This window comes from Pseudomonas sp. FDAARGOS_380, from assembly GCF_002591235.1.
Classification (GTDB): Bacteria; Pseudomonadota; Gammaproteobacteria; order Pseudomonadales; family Pseudomonadaceae; genus Aquipseudomonas; species Aquipseudomonas salmasensis.
In genome coordinates this window covers 4674339-4691921 of sequence record NZ_CP023969.1, presented here as the reverse complement: position 1 = coordinate 4691921, position 17583 = coordinate 4674339, and the positions used below count along the sequence as shown (strand labels likewise).

Below are 17583 nucleotides of genomic sequence, written 5' to 3'. Positions count from 1 at the left end.
CGCTCCTACAGGTGTTCAGGGCTTGCCACCCTGCCACACTTTTGCCCGAGTACAGACCTATGACTCAACCGTCTCTCAAGGCTGTGGAAGCCGTCGATTTCGACGCCCTGCTTGACCACCTCAGCGCCGAGCTGGCCAGTACCGCGCCCCTGTATGACGAAAGCGGCGCCTTCCCCCACGCCAATTTCAGGCTGTTGCACCAACACCACCTCATCGCCCTGACCGTGCCGAAAAAACTCGGCGGCGGTGGCGCCAGCCTGGCCCAGGCGCGCAAGGTCATCAGCGCCATCGCCAAGGGCGAACCGTCCACGGCATTGATCCTGGTGATGCAGTACCTGCAACACGCACGCCTGCAAGACAACCAGAGTTGGCCCGCACACCTGCGCGTGCAGGTCGCGCAAGAGGCGGTGCAAAACGGCGCGCTGATCAATGCCCTGCGTGTCGAACCCGACCTGGGCACCCCGGCCCGTGGAGGTTTGCCGGCCACCACCGCGGTGCGCACCGCCGAGGGCTGGCGGATCAGCGGGCGCAAGCTCTACTCCACCGGCAGCCATGGCCTGAGCTGGTTCAGCGTGTGGGCGCGCAGCGACGACGCCGACCCACTGGTAGGCGCCTGGCTGGTGCCCAAGGCCAGCCCCGGTGTCAGCATCATCGACACCTGGGACCACTTGGGCATGCGCGCCACCTGCAGCCATGAGGTGGTGCTCGACAACGTTCTGGTGCCCCTGGACCATGCGGTTAGCGTCAGCCCCTGGAGCGCCCCGCAAGCGGAGCTGGATGGCGAAGGCTTCCTGTGGATGTCGGTGTTGCTGTCGTCGGTGTACGACGCCGTGGCTCAGGCGGCGCGGGACTGGCTGGTGCACTGGCTGGACGAGCGCAAGCCGTCAAATCTCGGCGCGGCATTGTCTACCCTGCCGCGTTTTCAGGAGACCGTCGGCCATATCGACACGCTGCTGTTTGCCAACCGCAGCCTGCTCGACACTGCCGCTGCGGGCCACACGCCAACGGCCAATGCCGCACAGGTGAAGTACCTGGTGACCGGCAATGCAATCCGTGCGGTCGAGCTGGCCATCGAAGCCTCGGGCAATCCTGGCCTGTCACGCCATAGCCCACTGCAACGGCATTACCGCGATGTGCTGTGCAGCCGCGTCCACACTCCGCAAAATGACGCCGTGCTGCAAGGCGTCGGCAAAGCGGTGTTCAACCAGCGCCAAAAGGAACGCACATGAGCCAGGTAATTGTTGCCAGCCAACTGGACGAAGACTTCAACCAGGTGATTCGTGAGCGTCTTGCGCCACTGCACCCCCAAGCCCAGGTAATCGGCGTGCCGGTCGGTGTGCCCAGTGACTTGCCGCCCCACGCCAATATCCTGCTGCTGCGCCCGATCAATGTGCGTGGCTACACCGCCCCCGACACCCCGCCACCGGGCTGGCCCTACGGCGCACGGTGGGTGCACCTGGTGTCGTCGGGTATCGACTTCTACCCCCAGTGGCTGTTCAACGGCCCCCCCGTGACCACTTCCCGCGGCAGCGCCGCCGATAACCTGGCCGAGTTCGCCCTGGCGGCGATCTTTGCCGCGTCCAAGCATTTGCCGGATATCTGGGTAAAGGATGCTCAATGGCAGTTCACCGCGCTGCGCCCGCTCAAAGGCACCACGCTGGGCCTTTTGGGCTTTGGCGCGATTGGCGCAAGCCTGGCGCAAAAGGCCCTGGCACTGGGGCTCAAGGTCGTGGCGCTGCGTCAAAGCACAACGCCGTTCGGCCTCGATGGCGTGGAAGCGGCCAACGACATCCACGACCTGTTTGCCCGCGCCGATCACCTGGTGGTGGCGGCCCCCTTGACCGAAGCGACGCGGCATATCATCGACCGTAATGTACTGGCCAGCGCCAAGCCGGGGCTGCACCTGATCAACATTGCCCGCGGTGGCCTGCTCGATCAGCAAGCGCTGTTGCACGCGTTGGATAACGGCCAGATCGGCCTGGCTTCCCTCGACGTCACCGAGCCAGAGCCACTGCCCGACGGGCACCCGCTGTACAGCCATCCGAGGGTAAGGCTGTCGCCGCATACTTCGGCTATTTCGACCAACAGCAAGGAAGAAATTGCGGATACGTTCCTGGCAAATCTGGAACGGTATGTGGCGGGCCTTGAGTTAAGGAACCTCGCGAATGCTTGACGGCTTGCTCGCGAAGGCGGCGTGTCTGTCACTGAATCTTCAACTGAACCACCGCCAGGAGAAACTCATTTGATGCGGTAGTGGAAGGTATTGCGCACCGCCGGCACGGCAACAGCCTTGCCATCGACGATTCTCGGCTGGTAGCGAAAAGTATTGGCCGCCGCCAATGAGGGCCGAATGAACAACGGGTGGCAGCCGTCGAGCACCTTGGGGTTTTCCACGTGACCCTGGGTGTTGACGGTGTACTCCACTGAGCAGTCGCCTTCGATGTTCTTGTCCAGGGCGCGTTCGGGGTAGTCGGGGGCGGCCTTGCTCAAAGGCTGGTATTGGCGACTGTCGAATGCAGGGGCAGGCGCAGGCACGGGGGCTTGGGCTTTTTCCGCAGCGGCACGCGCCTGGCTCAGGCGTTGCTGTTCCAACTCACGATTGCGCTGCTCGGTCGCCAGGCGCTGCTGTTGTTGCTCCAGTTTCTTTTCTTCCACCCGCTTGCGCGCCAGGGCTGCTTTCTCGAGCTTTTGCGCCTGGAGCTGGGGATCGACCGTCGGTTTGGTCGGTACCGGGATAACAACAGGTTCTGGCAGCGCGGCAGCGACGGGCTCAGGTGTCGGCGCCGGCGTTGGCGTCGGCGCTGGTAAAACCACCAACTGCGTGTGCATCACCCGTGGCGCATCCACCCCTGGTCGTTCCGTTGACCAGCCCAGCATCAACGCCACTGCCACCGCACCATGCAGCGCCACGGCCAGACTCGCTGCCAGGCTTTTGCGCCAGAAACCATCGTTGTTAGGCGCAAAGCCCAATGCCGGACTGCGCATGCTCATCGCCGTCATTGTGGGGCCTCGGTGACGAGCCCAAGATGGCTGACACCGCCCTTCTGCAGCACCGCCATGGCCGCCACCACACGGCCGTAACCGGCATTGTCGTCAGCGCGGATATACACCTGGGTATCGCTGCGCGCCGCCACCACCTGCATGACTTTGGCGCTCATTTCTTCCAGCGTCACCGCACTGTCGGTCTGCTGGCGGGTATCCAGCTCGTCACCCAGGTTCCAGTAGTAGCCACCGTCGGCCTTCACCGATAACGTCAGGATCTGCTGGCGCGTATCGGTAGCCAGCGCCTCGGCGGCGACCTTGGGCAGTTCGATCTTCACGCCCTGGGTGAGCATGGGCGCGGTGACCATGAAGATCACCAGCAGCACCAGCATCACGTCGATGTAGGGCACCACGTTCATCTCGGCCTTGGGCCCGTGCTTGCGTTGCGGCCTGGTCAACATCGCTTTGCTCCTTGTTCAGGCGGCCACGGCCAGGTTGTTCGAGGTACCGCGCAGCGTGCGGTGCAGGTGCACTTGCAGCTCATTGCCAAAAGCGTAGTAGCGCGTAAGCAAGGTCTGGCTGCGTGCCGCAAAGCGGTTATAGGCGATCACTGCCGGAATCGCCGCAAACAGGCCAATGGCCGTGGCAATCAAGGCTTCGGCAATGCCCGGTGCCACGGTCGATAGCGTGGCCTGCTGCACTTGCGACAAGCCAAGGAACGAATTCATGATGCCCCACACAGTCCCGAACAGGCCGATATAGGGGCTGACCGACCCCACCGTCGCCAGAAATTGCAGACCCTTTTCCAGCTCCAGTTCCTGCTCGGTGATCGCTACTTGCAAGGCGCGCTCCACCCCCTCGAGCACGGCCGGATCGTGGTGGTGCAGGTGCTGGTATTCCTGCATGCCGGCAATAAAGATCGGCGCGACACCGCCCTCGCCTGCCTGCACGGTTTCGCGATACAAGGGCTGCAGGTCCGACGCCACGCGAAAGCGCGCCAGGAAGCCGTTAAGCTGCCGTTCCAGGCCACGCAGCACACCGCTGCGCTGAATGATCAGGTACCAGCTGAGCAAGGACGCCAACAGCAAAGTGATCATCACGGCCTTGACCAACAGGCTGGCGTCGCTGATCAAACTCCAGATCGTCATATGTTCCATCGTCGCGTGCATGGTGAAGCTCCTATTCGATTAAAAACGGATGACTGCGTGATGACAGCTCAAGGCAATTTCAACGCGCGGCTCACCTCGGCCCAGGGCACGAACTTGAAGTTCTGGGCTTGCTCGGGCATGCGCTTGCGCCCGTCCTGCACCACCAGCATGCCCTGGCTCCATGGCCCACCGAGGTTGACGGCAGTGACCTCCAGGCCATCGGTTTCCGAGGCGCCATCAATGCCGGCGGCCGCATTGAGGCCAACGCGCAAGGCGCCGCGCACAGCGAATGGCGGCTCGGCGTCCAGCACCAGGTAGCTGTCATTGCCTTGGCTGGAGACCACCAGGTAATCCCGTGCGGGGCTTTGATACAGCGCCAGGCCTTCGACGTCCGCGTGCAGTTGCGCGCCGACTTTGATCACCGAAGTGAGCGTGGCCGGTTGCTCGGCACGGGCATCCATCGCCCACACGCCCACATCTTCCTCACCGATGAACAAGCGTTGGCGCTGGTCATCGGCCACACAGCCCTCGGGTTGGCTATCGACCTTGAACTGGCGCACCAACTCGCCCTGCACACGGCCAGCCGGTGCACTCAGGCGGTATTGCAGGAAGGTGCCGTCCTTGTCATTGGCAAACGCGTAAAGCTCGCCGCTGGCGGGCTGGTACAGGCAGATGCCGTAGATCTCCTTGAGTGGCGTGGGGACCTCACCGGCTTCACGCAGCTCGCCGCTCTGACGGTCGATGCTGAACAGGCTCAGGCTGTTGCGGTCGCGGTTACTCGCCACGGCCAGGTCGACGGTGTGCGTACCCAGTTTGAAGCCTGGGCGTAGGTCGACATTGTTCAGGCGCCCCACTGCCAGCTCCTGCAGCAACTTGCCGTCGAGATCGTAGGCCAGCAGGCCCTGTTTCTTGTTGGTCCCCAGCACACGACTCTTGGCGGGCGTGTCCGGGTGAATCCAGATGGCCGGATCATCCGCCGCGTCGCCTTGGCGACCCACGGGTTCGGTCTGGCGCAGGGCGGCGACTTGCGCAAGTATCGGCGCAACCGGCACCGGCGTGGCCTGCCAGTCAAGGCGGCCCTGATAGAGCTGCTCGCTGTCGTCGTCCCGCACCAGCACCTGCCGGCCCTGTATCACCAACTGCTCCGGTTCCTTGAGGCCCGGCAAAGCCAGGCTGGGTTGCTCAACCCAACGTTCCCCGACTTGCTGGAACAGGTGCAATTGCGCGGTTTTCGGGTCCAACGCGAGCATCCCGCCCGGCACCAGCGCCATGGTGCCTGCTTCCCGCGCGGGGTCGTCGAACAGCGCCACGGGCGTGCGTTTCACCTCAGCTTCCGGGTGCACCGGGTAGGCCCACCAGCCGACGTTTTGCTCGTTCACCACCAATCGCTCGGCCGCATCATCCACTTGGCAGTACTGCGCCGATGGCGGCAGTGGCAGGCTGCGAACACGCTGCGCCTGGGCCAGCAGGGTCGAACCATTGCCCACCAGCCACTGCTCGCCCTTGCCCTCTTCACCGACCAGGAACACAAACAGGTTGGCCGCCGAATCGCGATAGAGGCACAGGCTATTTACCGCAAAGTCGCGGGTCGGCACGTACAGCGGCGCACCCCAGGTTTTGCCGGCGCCATCGAGACCGATCAGCAAGGCCTGCTGGCGGTCGTTGTCGAGGCTGGCGATCAGCGATTGAGTGCCGGCGACGCGGGTGTCGAGGCTGCTGAAACGGCCCTTGAACCGGGCCAGTTCGGCGCCTTTATCGTCGAGCAACAACAGGCCGTCGCGGGCACTGGCGGCCACGCGCTGGGTACCGTCGGGCAGGAAGGCCACGGCTTGGGCATTCAGGCTGGGTGCCCAAGGGGTCAACGCCAGCTCGGTGGCGAACGCATTGCCGCTGGTTACCAGCGCAACCAACAGGCACAGCTTGGAAATTCTCATGAACAGGCAATCCTTCGAAAACAATAGAGATCCCGTTTGGGACGGCTTGCCCTGATGCCCTGTAGGAGCGAGCTTGCTCGCGAAAAACGCACAGGCGCCGCGTTCATTCAGGCAGCACGCGTTATCGTTGAGGTTTTTCGCGAGCGAGCTCGCTCCTACAGGGGGGGGCAACGGTTAGAAATGGGTGAAGGTCAGGCCCAGCTTGTAGGTGGGGCCGTACTCTTCGTACTGGCCGTTGTAGCTGCGGTGGCCGGTGTAGACGAAGTACGACTCGTCGGTGAGGTTCTGTGCCTCGAAGCTGACCTGCAGGTTTTTGGTCAGTGAGTAGCGCGCGCTGAAATCGACGAAGGTTTGCGCGTCGACGTGCAGGTCATGGGCCTTGTCGTTGATCGACGCCAGCTCGTACAAATAAGCCGATTTGTAGTTGGCCGAGAGGCGCAGGCTGAGCTTGTCGTCTTCCCAACCGAGCATCAGGTTGCCGACCGTGTCGGACTGGTTGGGCAGGCTGATGTTGCGCTTGCGATTGCGCCCGCTGGCACTGTCGAAGCCCTCGATGTCCGCGCTGGAACGGCTGAAAGTGCTGTTGGCGCCGATCATCAGGCCGTTCCACGGCGCAGGCAGCCAGTCGAACTTCTGTGAATAGGCCAGTTCCAGGCCATAGAGCTTGGCGCTGTCGCCGTTGGCAAAGGTGTGCGCCTCGGCGAAGTTGGCCCAGGCACCGGTACCGGCCACGTCGGTGTTGTAGACAAAGTTCTGGATGTCTTTGTAGAACACGAAGGCCGACACGGTACCGGCACGGCCCATGAAATGCTCGATGCCCAGGTCCAGATTGCTTGATTCCAGCGGCTTGAGGTCTGGGTTGCCGAAGGTGGCTTCGTCATCGTCAATCACAAAACCCGGGGCCAATTGGCCAAAGGTCGGACGCACCACCGATTTGGTCCAGGCGGCGCGTACCTGGGTGTTCTTGTCAATCTGGTAGCGCGCATGCAGGCCCGGCAGCCAGTGGTGATAACGGCGCTTGGTCTCGGTGGCGCTGAACTGGCCGTCCGTGGCGCCGGTGCCCTTGGCTTCGAACTCAGTACCCTCGTAACGCATGCCGGCGATGAAGCGCCAGTCGTCAATATCGACGGTGTTCATCAGGTAGCCGGCGTTGATGTCTTCGCGAATGGTGAAGTCGTTGACCGTGGATTCGGTGGGGTCATAGAAGTCATCGCGATTGAGGCCACCGATCAACTGGCGGATATTGCCAGCGCTGATGCCTGGGCCAAAGCGGCCGAGGCGGTAGTCGACGTTGCCCTTCTGGAACTGTGTGAGGTTGAGTTGGTCGTCGCTCAAGCCCTGTTCATCCAGGTCCTTGTAGACCCAGGCCTCCAGGTCATTGTCCTTGTGGCGCCGGCTGACCTTGCCGCCGAACTTGAACTGGGATGCGTAACCGCGCAGGTCATAGTCGCGGGCCAGGTCCAGGCGCAGGTTTTTCTCGGTGTCCTGGGTGTGCTGTTTTTCCCAGTCGACTTTGTCGAGGCTGAAATTAGCGGGGTCGTAGAAACCGCTACCCACGATCGGGCGCGGCTTGGACTTGTCGTAGAAGCCGCTGTCGGCAAAGTCACCGCCGTCGAAGGTCGCACCGGCAATATGCCCCGGGCTGTCTTCGCTGGAACGGCTGTAACCAGCCTGGCCGCTCAGGGTCCACAGGCCGAGCATGCGTTCACCGCCCACTACGTAGGATTGGATTTCTTGGGTTTCCTCGCGGTTCTTGAGCTTGCGTTTACCCTCGGCTTCGCCCAATTCACCGGGCGCCTGCGGGTCAGCGAACTCGAGGCTGGCGGCGTTGCGGGTTTCGGTGTCTTTGTAGCGACTGTAGAGCGTGCGCAGGTAGTAGCTGCTCACGTCATCGGGCTTGTAATCGAAGTTAAGGCCGCCACCGGCGCGTTCACGACTGATGTCGTAGTCGCGCTGCTCGAATTCGTTGAGCCGGGCGCCGTTGCTGAAGTCCCAGGCGCCGCCGGTTTCGACGTTGTCCGAGCCAAAATCACGCTTCTGCCAACTGAGCGCCGCGGCCACGCCAAAATTGTCGATACCGTCGCCGAGACTGAACCGGTTACTGGCGGCGCCGGAGAATTTCGGGCTGGTCTGGTGCGTGTTCTTGTCGTAACTGGCCTCGGTGCTGCCGGTGTAGAACAGGCCTTTGTGATCGAACGCCGACAGGCTCTTCACATCAACGGTGCCGCCGAGGGAGTTGGCGTCCATGTCCGGTGTGAGCGTCTTGATCACCGACAACGACTGCACCAATTCCGAAGGCAGAACATCGAGGGCCACGGCACGGCGCTCGCTCTCGGGGGATGGCACCAGCGTGCCGTTGATGGTCACGCTGTTGAGGTCCGGGCCCAGGCCGCGCACGCTCACAAAGCGCCCCTCGCCCTGGTCACGCTCAACACTGATGCCCGGCAAACGCTGCACCGCCTCGGCAACGTTCTCATCCGGCAACTGCGCGACGCCGTCAGCATGCACCACGCTCTTGATGCTGTCGGAAGAACGCTGCTCCTTGAGGGCGCTGTCGATCGCAGCGGCTTGGCCGACCACATCGACATGCTCGGTAGTGGCCGCTTCGGCAGCATTGACCCGCTCGCAGGCTATCGCCAGGGCCAAGGCGGTAAGCGTAAAGCTGACGAGCCCGGTGCGCTTGTACATGAAACCCTCCCCAAGAATCCGTTGGCGCCAGGCAAGAGGCCCGGCAACTGGGAGGGCACGCTAGGGATGGGGCGTGACGGTTCTGTGACAGGGTTGCGGGCAGAGCCTGTCAAAGCGGGGTTTACAAGCTTGTGGAGGGCTCAAATGAGCTGAAATGACCTCGGTCAGAGGTGGGAGCTGGCTTGCCTGCGAAGGCGGTCGACAGTAACCACGATGCGAAGCGAGCCGCTCTTGATCTTGATCTGCTTTTGATCTTGATCTCCGGCGCCCCGTTAAACCACGCTGGCCGTAATTCGACAGGGATTTGGGGGGTAAACCGGCAGGGATGCCGGTTTAGCCGCCCCGCGCCATGGATGGCGCGTGGCGGCGGCCCCCCAAATCACTGGCGGATTACGGGCACACCGAGCCTAAGCGAGGTGCCGAGTGGTGGGGCGAGGACCTTTTGGTTACTTTTGGGTCCTTCCAAAAGTGACCCGCTGTCAGGGCGGAACCCTAAGTAGCCGTTACCGCAGCAATGGATATGTACCCAATCCAACCGTGTTGACTGCCAAGCCGCCTTCGCGAGCAAGCCCGCTCCCACAGTTGGATGGTGGGGGGTCAGGTGGATAGGTGTCGGCTGAGAGGCCGTCATCGCAGGCAAGCCAGCTCCCACATGGGGTCCATGTTCAGCATGAAAAATGCACCGAGGGCATGAGCTGATTCGACCCTCCCACCCCGTCATCCAACCGTCACATCCATCTGCTGTGCTGGCGCCCATTACTCATTCGCCCAAGGACCCGTGGCCATGTTTTCCGTGCTCAAACCCCACCGCTGGAAACTCGCGTTGCTACTGATCGCCGCCAACCTCGGACTGATCCTGCACCTGGCCTGCGGCGAGCTCAAAAGCATCAGCGAATGGGTATGGCTGGATATCATCGGCGAAGGCGGTTCGGCGCTGCTCGCGCTGATCTGGCTGGGCCTGGTATTGAAAAGCCGCCCCGCCGGACGAGTCACCCAATACCTGGCACTGGGGCTGTCGTGCATCTTTTTTTCCTGGTGGATCGACAGCCTCGACGAATTCATCCGCCTGCCTGACAGCATCTCCTGGGATCACTGGCTGGAGTCAGGGCCCATGCCGGTGGGCATGATCCTGCTGACAATTGGCATCTACCACTGGCACCACGAACAACTGGCGATCAGCGCACAGATGGAAAAACGCGAGCGGTTGTTTCGCGAGCATCGGCTGTTCGACAAACTCACGCCCCTGGCCGGTGCCGACTACCTCAAGCGCCAACTCGCCGACAGCCTGCGCGACAGCCAAGAGCAGCAACAACCGCTGTCGCTGCTGGCCTTGGACCTGGACAACTTCGCCGCCATCAACCAGGCCTACGGGCATGCCGAGGGTGATGCGGTGCTACAGGCGGTCAGCCATGTGCTGTTGCTGAACCTGCGCCGCCAGGACCTGTTGTGCCGCCTGGCAGGCGATCGTTTTGTGGTGCTGCTGCCCAACACCGGCGAGCGCCAGGCCCAGGGCCTGGCGCTGGAGTTGCAACACGCGGTGCAGAGCCTCGCCCACAAGACCCGGCAACAGGGCGAACGCTTGCAACTGGCGGCCACCACAGCGGTGGTGATGGCCTTGCAAGAGTCACCCCTTGAGCTGCTCAAGCGGCTGAATATGGGCCTGGCCCGGGCCAAGCAACCCCTTGCGAAAAGCGCCTGAAATGGCCGTGAAAACCAGCTGGTATGAAAACGACAGCCGCTTCATCCCCGGTCATTATCAACCCGCCACGTTGATCGACCTGGGCTTGTCCCGGGACATCGACAGCCATCGCCTGCTGCGCGGCACCGGCTTGTTCCACGAAGACATCCTGGCCGGCAACGCGCGGTTAAGCCCGCAGCAGTTCCTGGGTTTGATCGGCAACAGCCGCAAATTACTGGATGCCGATGACAGCAGTTTCCTGTTTGGCCAGCGCCTGCTGCCCGGCTACTACGGCGCCGCGAGCCATGCGCTGGGGCATGCACAAAACCTGCATCAGGCGCTGGATATCCTGGTCCAGCAACAAGTGCTGCTCAGCCCGCTGGTCACGCTGCAACTGGAGCTGGATGAGCACCACGCCTACCTGTACTGGTTGGACAGTTGCGGCGCTGGCGAACATTGGCGCTTTCTGCTCGAAGCCAGCATGACTTCGCTGGTCGCCATGAGCCAATGGCTCAGCGGCCAGCGCTTGCCGTGGGTGTGCAGTTTCAGCCATGCCGAACCTCGGTATGTCGAGCAATACTGGGTGCATCTGGGCGAACACACGCGCTTCGAACGCCCGCTGGATATGATGTGCCTCCCCCGTGAATACCTCACCCACAACTGGCCGGGGGCTTCGGCCACGGCGGGCCAGGTCGCGCGCCAGCAAGCCGTTGAACAAATCGAGCAACTGGGCTTTGCCACAAGCTTTCTGGACTGCCTCTACGGCTACCTGCGCGAACACGTGCGCCAGCCACCGAGCCTGGAACAGGCCGCGCACACCTTCGCCATGAGCCCGGCCACGCTAAAGCGCAAGTTGCAACGGCACGACACGGGTTATCAGCAACAGGTCGACCGGGTGCGCAAGCACGTGGCGTTGCACCTGTACCAGGCAAAGGGCTTGAGTAACGAGGAAGTGGCGGCGTACCTGAACTTCAACGATGCGGCGAATTTTCGGCGCTCGTTCAAGCGGTGGACGGGCAGCACGCCCAACCTGATCCGCCAACTGTTCAGCAGCCGCTAGCCAGGCGTTCGCGCAGGAACTCCACCAGCGCTTGCACCGGGCGTGAACTCTGGCGGTGCTGCGGGTACACCGCCGACAGGGTCAAGGCCTCAGGCGCGAAGTCTTCCAATACCTTGACCAAACGGCCGTCCTTCAAGGCCTCGCTGACAATGAACGTCGGTAGATAGGTAACACCCAAACCGGCAATCGCGGTGTCGCGCAGCAGGTCACCGTTATTGACACGCATGCGCCCGCTGACGCTCAAGGCTTGCAACTTGCCTTTGAAACGCCATTGCACCTGGCGGCCGTGGCCGTAAGGCAGGCAGTCGTGCGTGGTTAAATCTTCGGGTTTCAATGGCGTGCCCCGCAGTGCCAGGTAGTCGGGGCTGGCGCAATATACCCGCTCGATAGCGGCAATCCGCCGAGCGATCAGGGTGGAGTCTTCCAGGGTGCCGATGCGCAGCACCAGGTCGTAGCCCTCGCCGATCAAGTCCACCGGGCGGTCGCTCAGGTCGACTTCAACGCAAACCTGCGGGTGCTGGCGCAAAAACAACGGCAGCAGGCAACCCAGGTGCGCCATGGCGAACGACAAGGGTGCACTGAGGCGAATGGTGCCTCGCGGCTCGCTGTTCTGACCGGCGATGCCCTGCTCCACTTGCTCCACCTCACCGAGCAGGCGCAAGGCCGACTCGTAGTAACTCTGGCCCAGCGGCGTGACGTCCAGGCGCCGTGTGGAGCGGTTGAGCAAGCGCACGCCCAGGCGCTCTTCCAGTTGGATCAGGCGGCGGCTGACGAATTGCTTGGACAAGCCCAATTGCTCGGCGGCGGCGGTAAAACTGCCGGATTCCATGACCTGGCAGAACAGGCGCATGTCTTCGAAGGGGTTCATTGTCGCTTCTCAGGGGACGATGGGCTGTTTTATAGCCTGTCAGTGGCCACACCACAAACCAAAATGTGCACCCAATCAAATGTGGGAGCTGGCTTGCCTGCGATAGCGGTGCATCAGCCAGCAATGCTGTTGACTGATACACCGCTATCGCAGGCAAGCCAGCTCCCACAGGGTTTTGCGGTGTTTTACAGAGCAGGTTACTTGGCTGCGAACGCCGAGTAGCTGTTCATCAGGTTGCGGTAGTTAGGGATGCGCGGCGAGAGCAGGTTGGCCAGGCCTTCCATGTCGTTGCGCCAGTCCACTTGCAGCTCGCAAGCCACGGAGAACCAGTTCACCAGTTGCGCACCGGCGGCAGTCATGCGAGCCCAGGCGGCTTGTTGCACGGTTTCGTTGAAGGTGCCGGAAGCATCGGTGACCACGAAGACCTCAAAGCCTTCGTCAAGGGCACACAGGGTCGGGAACGCCACGCACACATCGGTGACTACACCGGCAATGATGATCTGCTTGCGGCCGGTCGCCTTGACGGCCTTGACGAAATCTTCGTTGTCCCATGCGTTGATCTGGCCAGGGCGCGGGATGTACGGCGCGTCGGGGAACAGTTCTTTGAGCTCAGGCACCAGCGGGCCGTTGGGGCCGCTTTCAAAGCTGGTGGTCAGGATGGTCGGCAGGTTGAAGAACTTCGCCACGTCGGCCAGGGCCAATACGTTGTTCTTGAACTCGTTGGGGGAGAAATCCTGCACCAGGGAGATCAGGCCGGTCTGGTGATCAACCAACAGCACAACAGCATCGTCTTTGTTCAAGCGCTTGTAAGTCATGGGTAACTCCTTTGGGGATGGGGTGTTTTTCAAAAAGCAAAGCAGGAGCAGCCGAACGCACCCCAGAAACCCTGGAAGTCGCTGACGGGCACGCTGGAAAGGCGCGCTTTTTCATGGCTGTGGGCATGCACACCACAAGGGCCGCTGCACTGGTGAACCTGGGCCTGCATCGGCGACGTCGAGCGCCAGTGCCCTGGCACCTTGGCCACCGGCGACCAGTCGGGCAGCACCGGTACCCGTGGCGGGGCGAAATCTTCGAAGTCGCCAGCGCCGTACACGACCTTGCCGCCGACCACTGTCAGCACCGACTCGATCCACTTGATGGCTTCTTCCTCGACACTGAAAAAGTCCGCCGACAACGCGGCGACATCCGCCAGTTGACCGACCTTGATCTGGCCTTTCTTGCCCTGCTCGGACGAGAACCAGGCGCTGCCGTGGGTGAACAACTCCAACGCGGTAAGGCGCGGCAAGCCCTCGGCGTGCAGCTCCAGGCCGCCGACGGTACGGCCGCTGACCATCCAGTACAGCGAGGTCCAGGGGTTGTAGCTCGACACGCGGGTGGCATCGGTGCCCGCCCCTACCGGCACGCCTTCGGCCAGCATGCGCTTGATCGGCGGCGTGGCTTCGGCGGCCTTGGCGCCGTAGCGCTCGACAAAGTATTCGCCCTGGAACGCCATGCGATCCTGGATCGCAATACCGCCACCGAGGGCACGCACACGCTCAATGTTTTTCGGGGTGATGGTTTCGGCGTGGTCGAAGAACCACGGCAAGCCATTGAACGGGATGTCGCGGTTGACCTTCTCGAACACGTCGAGCATGCGCGAGATGGACTCGTCGTAAGTAGCATGCAGACGGAACGGCCAGCGCTGTTCCACCAGATGGCGTACCACCGGCTCCAGCTCCTGTTCCATGGTCAGCGGCAGGTCCGGGCGGGGTTCGAGGAAGTCTTCGAAATCCGCCGCCGAGAACACCAGCATCTCGCCGGCACCGTTGTGGCGCAGGTAGTCATCGCCCTGGTGCAGGGTGACGCTGCCGGTCCAGTTCTTGAAGTCGCTGAGTTCTTCCTTGGGCTTCTGGGTGAACAGGTTGTAGGCGATGCGCACCGTCAACTGTTGGTCCTTGGCCAGTTGCTCGATCACCGCGTAGTCATCGGGGTAGTTCTGGAAACCGCCGCCGGCATCGATGGCACTGGTCAGGCCCAGGCGATTGAGTTCACGCATGAATTGGCGGGTGGAGTTGACCTGGTATTCCAGGGGCAATTTCGGGCCTTTGGCCAAGGTCGAGTACAAAATCATCGCGTTAGGCCGTGCCACCAGCATGCCGGTGGGGTTGCCGTTGCTGTCGCGCACGATCTCACCGCCCGGCGGATTCGGCGTGTCCTTGGTGTAGCCAGCCACCCGCAGGGCTGCGCGGTTGAGCAAGGCGCGGTCGTACAAGTGCAGCACGAACACCGGCGTGTCCGGGGCGGCCTGGTTGAGCTCTTCCAGGGTGGGCATGCGCTTTTCGGCGAACTGGAATTCGTTCCAGCCGCCCACTACGCGTACCCATTGCGGCGTGGGCGTGCGGTCGGCCTGGTCCTTGAGCATGCGCAAGGCATCGGCCAGGGACGGCACGCCTTCCCAGCGCAGTTCAAGGTTGTAGTTCAACCCGCCACGAATCAGGTGCAAGTGCGAGTCGTTGAGGCCGGGAATCACGGTGCGGCCCTTGAGGTCGATGACCTGGGTGCCGCTGCCGCGCAGGGCCATGGCTTCGCCATCGGTACCCACGGCGACAAAGCGCCCTTGGTGGATGGCCACGGCGGTGGCGCGTGGGTTTTCCCGGTCCACGGTGTGGAACTGGCCATTGAACAGAATCAGATCGGCGTTCATAGGGTTTCCTTTACAGAGGCTTCAAGCCAGGGAGCGAACAGGCGGGTGGCCGCCGGCATCAGCAGGTACACCACCAGCAACACGATGGTCAGGGTGACCAGGAAGGTGGAGACCACGTAATTGGACAGAAACGGGTGCAATCGCAGGATCGGCCCCCAGATAAACGGCAGCAACAAGGTCTGCGGCAGGATCACAAACAGGCTGACCACCGCCTGCTTCCAGCGCGGCGGCTTGGCACCGCCCTCGGCCTGGGGCGCGAACCAGAATTCATTGGCCGCGCCGATTTCGGTCTGGTCGCCGTCCGCAAGCATGGGCGCGGCTTCATCGATCAGGGCCTGGCGTTGCGGGGAGCCGAGCCACAGCTCAAGGGCGTTGGTGGAGCTATAGCGCAGTACGCAAGTGAACAGCGCCATGCCGTTTTGCTGGCTGCGCACCACGTCAACACCCAGGTGCCCAGGGCGTTCGCCCGCGATGCGCACGATGCGGCGCAGCCAGGCTTCGTACTCAACTTCAAAGCCGGGTTTGACCCGGTGCTTGACGACCAGGGTGACGACTTCGTCGGGGCTGGTGTTGACGGTTGAATCCATGGCTGAGTGCTTCCCCGGGGTATTGAACGATGGGGAGAGTCTGGCCCGTTGAGCGGTGGGGAGAATTGGATGTATGTGCTGTTTGGCTTTCAGTGAGCGCTGGCATGCCACAAGGGCCTGAAAACAAAACAGTAACGGCCTCCCCCGGTACCGCCGGTGACCCCGTGCGCCCTACCAACAGGCTGACAGATCGCGGGGCGAATTTTTATTCGGTTGGCATTTGGGTTTTCCCCAGTGCAAGGTTTACCGATAGCCACCCATTCACGGCCGTCTCTCCGGCCTCGGCGAACACGTGCTCCAGTAACTTCACTTGCTCGCGACGCAATGACTGTTCAAGACGCAGCCCAGCATCGGTCAGTTCGAGCAACCGTTTACGCTTGTCGCTCTGCGACTCGATACTGTTTACCAGGCGCATTTCGATCACCTGGCGCAGTGGCGTGTTCAGCGCTTGCTTGGTCACTCCGAGCAATGCGAGCAACTCCTTGACGCTCAAGTTCGGATAGCGAGAGATAAAAAACACAATGCGCTGGTGCACGCGACTCAAGCCGCGGCGCTCAAGCATACCGTCGGCCTTGGCAGTAAAGGCGCGGTAGCCGAAGAAGAACGCTTCCATGGCCTGCTGCTGGGAATCGCGATTTTTAAGGTCAAGCATGTTGACTTATCCTTTCCAGTCGTCGTAATTTCGGTCAAGCAGTTTGACTAATTCTAATAAACCTTTCCAGCGGTGACCTTCATGGCTTTTTCCGAACGTGTTTCGCGCCTTAAAAGTTCTTTGATCCGTGAAATCCTTGCCGCTGCCCAGCGTCCGGAAGTGATGTCGTTCGCGGGAGGTCTTCCGGCTGAGGTCATGTTGCCAAAAGTCGATTGGGCTCAGATGCCCGTCTCGATGGGCCAGTATGGTACGAGTGAAGGTGAGCCAGCTTTGCGTGAAAGTTTGGCCACTCAAGCGCGAGCGCTAGGTGTGCCATGCGAGACAAGTCAGGTCCTGGTCGTCAGTGGTTCCCAGCAAACTCTCGATCTGGCTGCAAAGCTCTATCTCGACAAGGGCACCGAGATTCTGCTCGAAGCGCCAACCTACTTGGCCGCGCTCCAGATTTTTCAGCTCTTCGGTGCTGATTGCATCACCGTCCCGCTGGAGGCTGATGGCCCGAACCTGGAGACACTGCGCTCTCGCCTGGAAAAACACCGGCCGGCATTTATCTACTTGATCCCGACTTTTCAAAACCCATCTGCCGTACGCTACAGTGAGGCTAAACGCGACGCCGTGGCGGCTTTGCTTGATGAATTCGGTGTGACGCTGATCGAAGATGAACCCTACCGGGACCTGACTTTCGACGGCGGCAGTGCCACGCCGATTGTAGGTCGCCTGAAAAAGGCCAGCTGGATTTACACCGGTACTGTATCGAAAACACTGCTGCCTGGTTTGCGGGTCGGTTACCTGATTGCCAGCCCTGATCTATTCCCGCATTTGCTACGGCTCAAACAGTCTGCCGACCTGCACACCAACCGCGTGGGTCAATGGCAAGCGTTGCAATGGATCGGAACAGAACGCCTTGCGCACCACTTGGCTGAATTACGGGACTTCTACCGGCTTCGGCGGAACGCTTTTCAGATAGCACTGGAAACCCATTTTTCCGATCTGGCCGATTGGAATGTGCCACAGGGCGGGCTATTTTTCTGGCTGACCTTAAAGCGGCCCCTGGATACCCGCACGCTGCTCAAGGCCGCGCTTGCAGCAGATGTGGCGTTCATGCCAGGCGAACCATTCTTTCCAGATCCGGACAATAACCCAGGGTATTTGCGGCTGAACTTCAGTCACATCGATCCAGCACGACTGGACGAAGGCCTCAAACGCCTGGCCGCTGTGGTGCACAATGCCCAGCAAGAGCAAACACAACGCGCGTAACCGCATCGTCTACACCTTATAAAAATGTAATGGATAGCCCACAGCTCGC

15 protein-coding genes are annotated in these 17583 nt (G+C 61.7%); 5 read left to right on the top strand and 10 right to left on the bottom strand.

The genetic code is table 11. The annotated features are described in order from the left end of the window. Window positions 1–59 precede the first annotated feature (59 nt). Together CRN80_RS22075 and CRN80_RS22070 are read left to right on the top strand one after the other, a co-directional pair. On the top strand, window positions 60–1229 hold the full coding sequence (locus tag CRN80_RS22075) for an acyl-CoA dehydrogenase family protein (protein ID WP_098951138.1): 1170 nt from the start codon (window positions 60–62) through the stop codon (window positions 1227–1229). Further along, window positions 1226–2173 carry a D-isomer specific 2-hydroxyacid dehydrogenase family protein gene (locus CRN80_RS22070; protein ID WP_098951136.1) on the top strand — a complete coding sequence of 316 codons (948 nt, stop codon included), beginning with the start codon at window positions 1226–1228 and terminating at the stop codon, window positions 2171–2173. Before CRN80_RS22075 ends, CRN80_RS22070 begins: the two co-directional genes overlap by 4 nt. A 65-nt stretch (window positions 2174–2238) precedes the next feature. Here CRN80_RS22070 and CRN80_RS22065 read toward each other — a convergent pair whose 3' ends face one another. The 5 genes from CRN80_RS22065 to CRN80_RS22045 form a co-directional block, all read right to left on the bottom strand. Continuing rightward, window positions 2239–3000, bottom strand: a complete 762-nt coding sequence (locus CRN80_RS22065; protein WP_098951135.1) for an energy transducer TonB — start codon at window positions 2998–3000, stop codon at window positions 2239–2241. After that, on the bottom strand, window positions 2997–3443 hold the full coding sequence (tolR, locus tag CRN80_RS22060; protein WP_098951133.1) for a protein TolR: 447 nt from the start codon (window positions 3441–3443) through the stop codon (window positions 2997–2999). The genes CRN80_RS22065 and tolR overlap by 4 nt, the downstream gene beginning before the upstream one ends. Window positions 3444–3458: 15 nt before the next feature. Next, a complete protein-coding gene (tolQ, locus tag CRN80_RS22055; protein WP_032896820.1) occupies window positions 3459–4151 on the bottom strand; it encodes a protein TolQ in 693 nt (230 codons plus the stop codon). Between the two features lie 47 nt (window positions 4152–4198). Continuing rightward, on the bottom strand, window positions 4199–6064 hold the full coding sequence (locus CRN80_RS22050) for a phytase (RefSeq protein WP_098951131.1): 1866 nt from the start codon (window positions 6062–6064) through the stop codon (window positions 4199–4201). Window positions 6065–6238: 174 nt separating this feature from the next. Continuing rightward, window positions 6239–8752: a TonB-dependent receptor gene (locus tag CRN80_RS22045; RefSeq protein WP_098951130.1), complete on the bottom strand. Its 2514-nt coding sequence runs from the start codon at window positions 8750–8752 to the stop codon at window positions 6239–6241. Window positions 8753–9536: 784 nt separating this feature from the next. On the opposite strand from CRN80_RS22045, the gene CRN80_RS22035 reads away from it, so the two are divergent. After that, a complete protein-coding gene (locus CRN80_RS22035; protein WP_098951128.1) occupies window positions 9537–10451 on the top strand; it encodes a GGDEF domain-containing protein in 915 nt (304 codons plus the stop codon). Between the two features lies 1 nt (window position 10452). After that, window positions 10453–11490, top strand: coding sequence for an AraC family transcriptional regulator (locus CRN80_RS22030; protein ID WP_098951127.1), 1038 nt, complete (start codon window positions 10453–10455; stop codon window positions 11488–11490). Here CRN80_RS22030 and CRN80_RS22025 read toward each other — a convergent pair. The 5 genes from CRN80_RS22025 to CRN80_RS22005 form a co-directional block, all read right to left on the bottom strand. After that, window positions 11477–12358, bottom strand: coding sequence for a LysR family transcriptional regulator (locus tag CRN80_RS22025; RefSeq protein WP_056783867.1), 882 nt, complete (start codon window positions 12356–12358; stop codon window positions 11477–11479). The two genes, CRN80_RS22030 and CRN80_RS22025, sit on opposite strands and share 14 nt — an antisense overlap. A 197-nt stretch (window positions 12359–12555) precedes the next feature. Further along, window positions 12556–13173 (bottom strand): isochorismate family cysteine hydrolase YcaC, encoded by a 618-nt coding sequence (ycaC, locus tag CRN80_RS22020; protein WP_003191905.1) that lies wholly within the window; start codon window positions 13171–13173, stop codon window positions 12556–12558. Between the two features lie 29 nt (window positions 13174–13202). Continuing rightward, the gene (locus CRN80_RS22015; protein WP_098951125.1) at window positions 13203–15041 is read right to left on the bottom strand and encodes an amidohydrolase; all 1839 of its coding nucleotides are present in this window, start codon (window positions 15039–15041) and stop codon (window positions 13203–13205) included. Continuing rightward, window positions 15038–15628 carry an antibiotic biosynthesis monooxygenase gene (locus CRN80_RS22010; protein ID WP_098951123.1) on the bottom strand — a complete coding sequence of 197 codons (591 nt, stop codon included), beginning with the start codon at window positions 15626–15628 and terminating at the stop codon, window positions 15038–15040. Before CRN80_RS22010 ends, CRN80_RS22015 begins: the two co-directional genes overlap by 4 nt. 205 nt (window positions 15629–15833) lie before the next feature. Beyond that, window positions 15834–16280, bottom strand: a complete 447-nt coding sequence (locus CRN80_RS22005) for a MarR family winged helix-turn-helix transcriptional regulator (RefSeq protein WP_032896805.1) — start codon at window positions 16278–16280, stop codon at window positions 15834–15836. An 81-nt stretch (window positions 16281–16361) separates the two neighbouring features. Here CRN80_RS22005 and CRN80_RS22000 point away from each other — a divergent pair, with 81 nt between their 5' ends. Beyond that, window positions 16362–17534 (top strand): PLP-dependent aminotransferase family protein, encoded by a 1173-nt coding sequence (locus CRN80_RS22000; protein ID WP_032896804.1) that lies wholly within the window; start codon window positions 16362–16364, stop codon window positions 17532–17534. Window positions 17535–17583: the final 49 nt, after the last annotated feature.

Excerpts from the sequence above, each read along its gene's own strand:
- CRN80_RS22075 (WP_098951138.1), top strand. The coding sequence starts at position 60 with ATGACTCAACCGTCTCTCAAGGCTGTGGAAGCCGTCGATTTCGACGCC.
- CRN80_RS22070 (WP_098951136.1), top strand. The coding sequence starts at position 1,226 with ATGAGCCAGGTAATTGTTGCCAGCCAACTGGACGAAGACTTCAACCAG.
- CRN80_RS22065 (WP_098951135.1), bottom strand. The coding sequence starts at position 3,000 with ATGACGGCGATGAGCATGCGCAGTCCGGCATTGGGCTTTGCGCCTAAC.
- tolR (WP_098951133.1), bottom strand. The coding sequence starts at position 3,443 with ATGTTGACCAGGCCGCAACGCAAGCACGGGCCCAAGGCCGAGATGAAC.
- tolQ (WP_032896820.1), bottom strand. The coding sequence starts at position 4,151 with ATGCACGCGACGATGGAACATATGACGATCTGGAGTTTGATCAGCGAC.
- CRN80_RS22050 (WP_098951131.1), bottom strand. The coding sequence starts at position 6,064 with ATGAGAATTTCCAAGCTGTGCCTGTTGGTTGCGCTGGTAACCAGCGGC.
- CRN80_RS22045 (WP_098951130.1), bottom strand. The coding sequence starts at position 8,752 with ATGTACAAGCGCACCGGGCTCGTCAGCTTTACGCTTACCGCCTTGGCC.
- CRN80_RS22035 (WP_098951128.1), top strand. The coding sequence starts at position 9,537 with ATGTTTTCCGTGCTCAAACCCCACCGCTGGAAACTCGCGTTGCTACTG.
- CRN80_RS22030 (WP_098951127.1), top strand. The coding sequence starts at position 10,453 with ATGGCCGTGAAAACCAGCTGGTATGAAAACGACAGCCGCTTCATCCCC.
- CRN80_RS22025 (WP_056783867.1), bottom strand. The coding sequence starts at position 12,358 with ATGAACCCCTTCGAAGACATGCGCCTGTTCTGCCAGGTCATGGAATCC.
- ycaC (WP_003191905.1), bottom strand. The coding sequence starts at position 13,173 with ATGACTTACAAGCGCTTGAACAAAGACGATGCTGTTGTGCTGTTGGTT.
- CRN80_RS22015 (WP_098951125.1), bottom strand. The coding sequence starts at position 15,041 with ATGAACGCCGATCTGATTCTGTTCAATGGCCAGTTCCACACCGTGGAC.
- CRN80_RS22010 (WP_098951123.1), bottom strand. The coding sequence starts at position 15,628 with ATGGATTCAACCGTCAACACCAGCCCCGACGAAGTCGTCACCCTGGTC.
- CRN80_RS22005 (WP_032896805.1), bottom strand. The coding sequence starts at position 16,280 with ATGCTTGACCTTAAAAATCGCGATTCCCAGCAGCAGGCCATGGAAGCG.
- CRN80_RS22000 (WP_032896804.1), top strand. The coding sequence starts at position 16,362 with ATGGCTTTTTCCGAACGTGTTTCGCGCCTTAAAAGTTCTTTGATCCGT.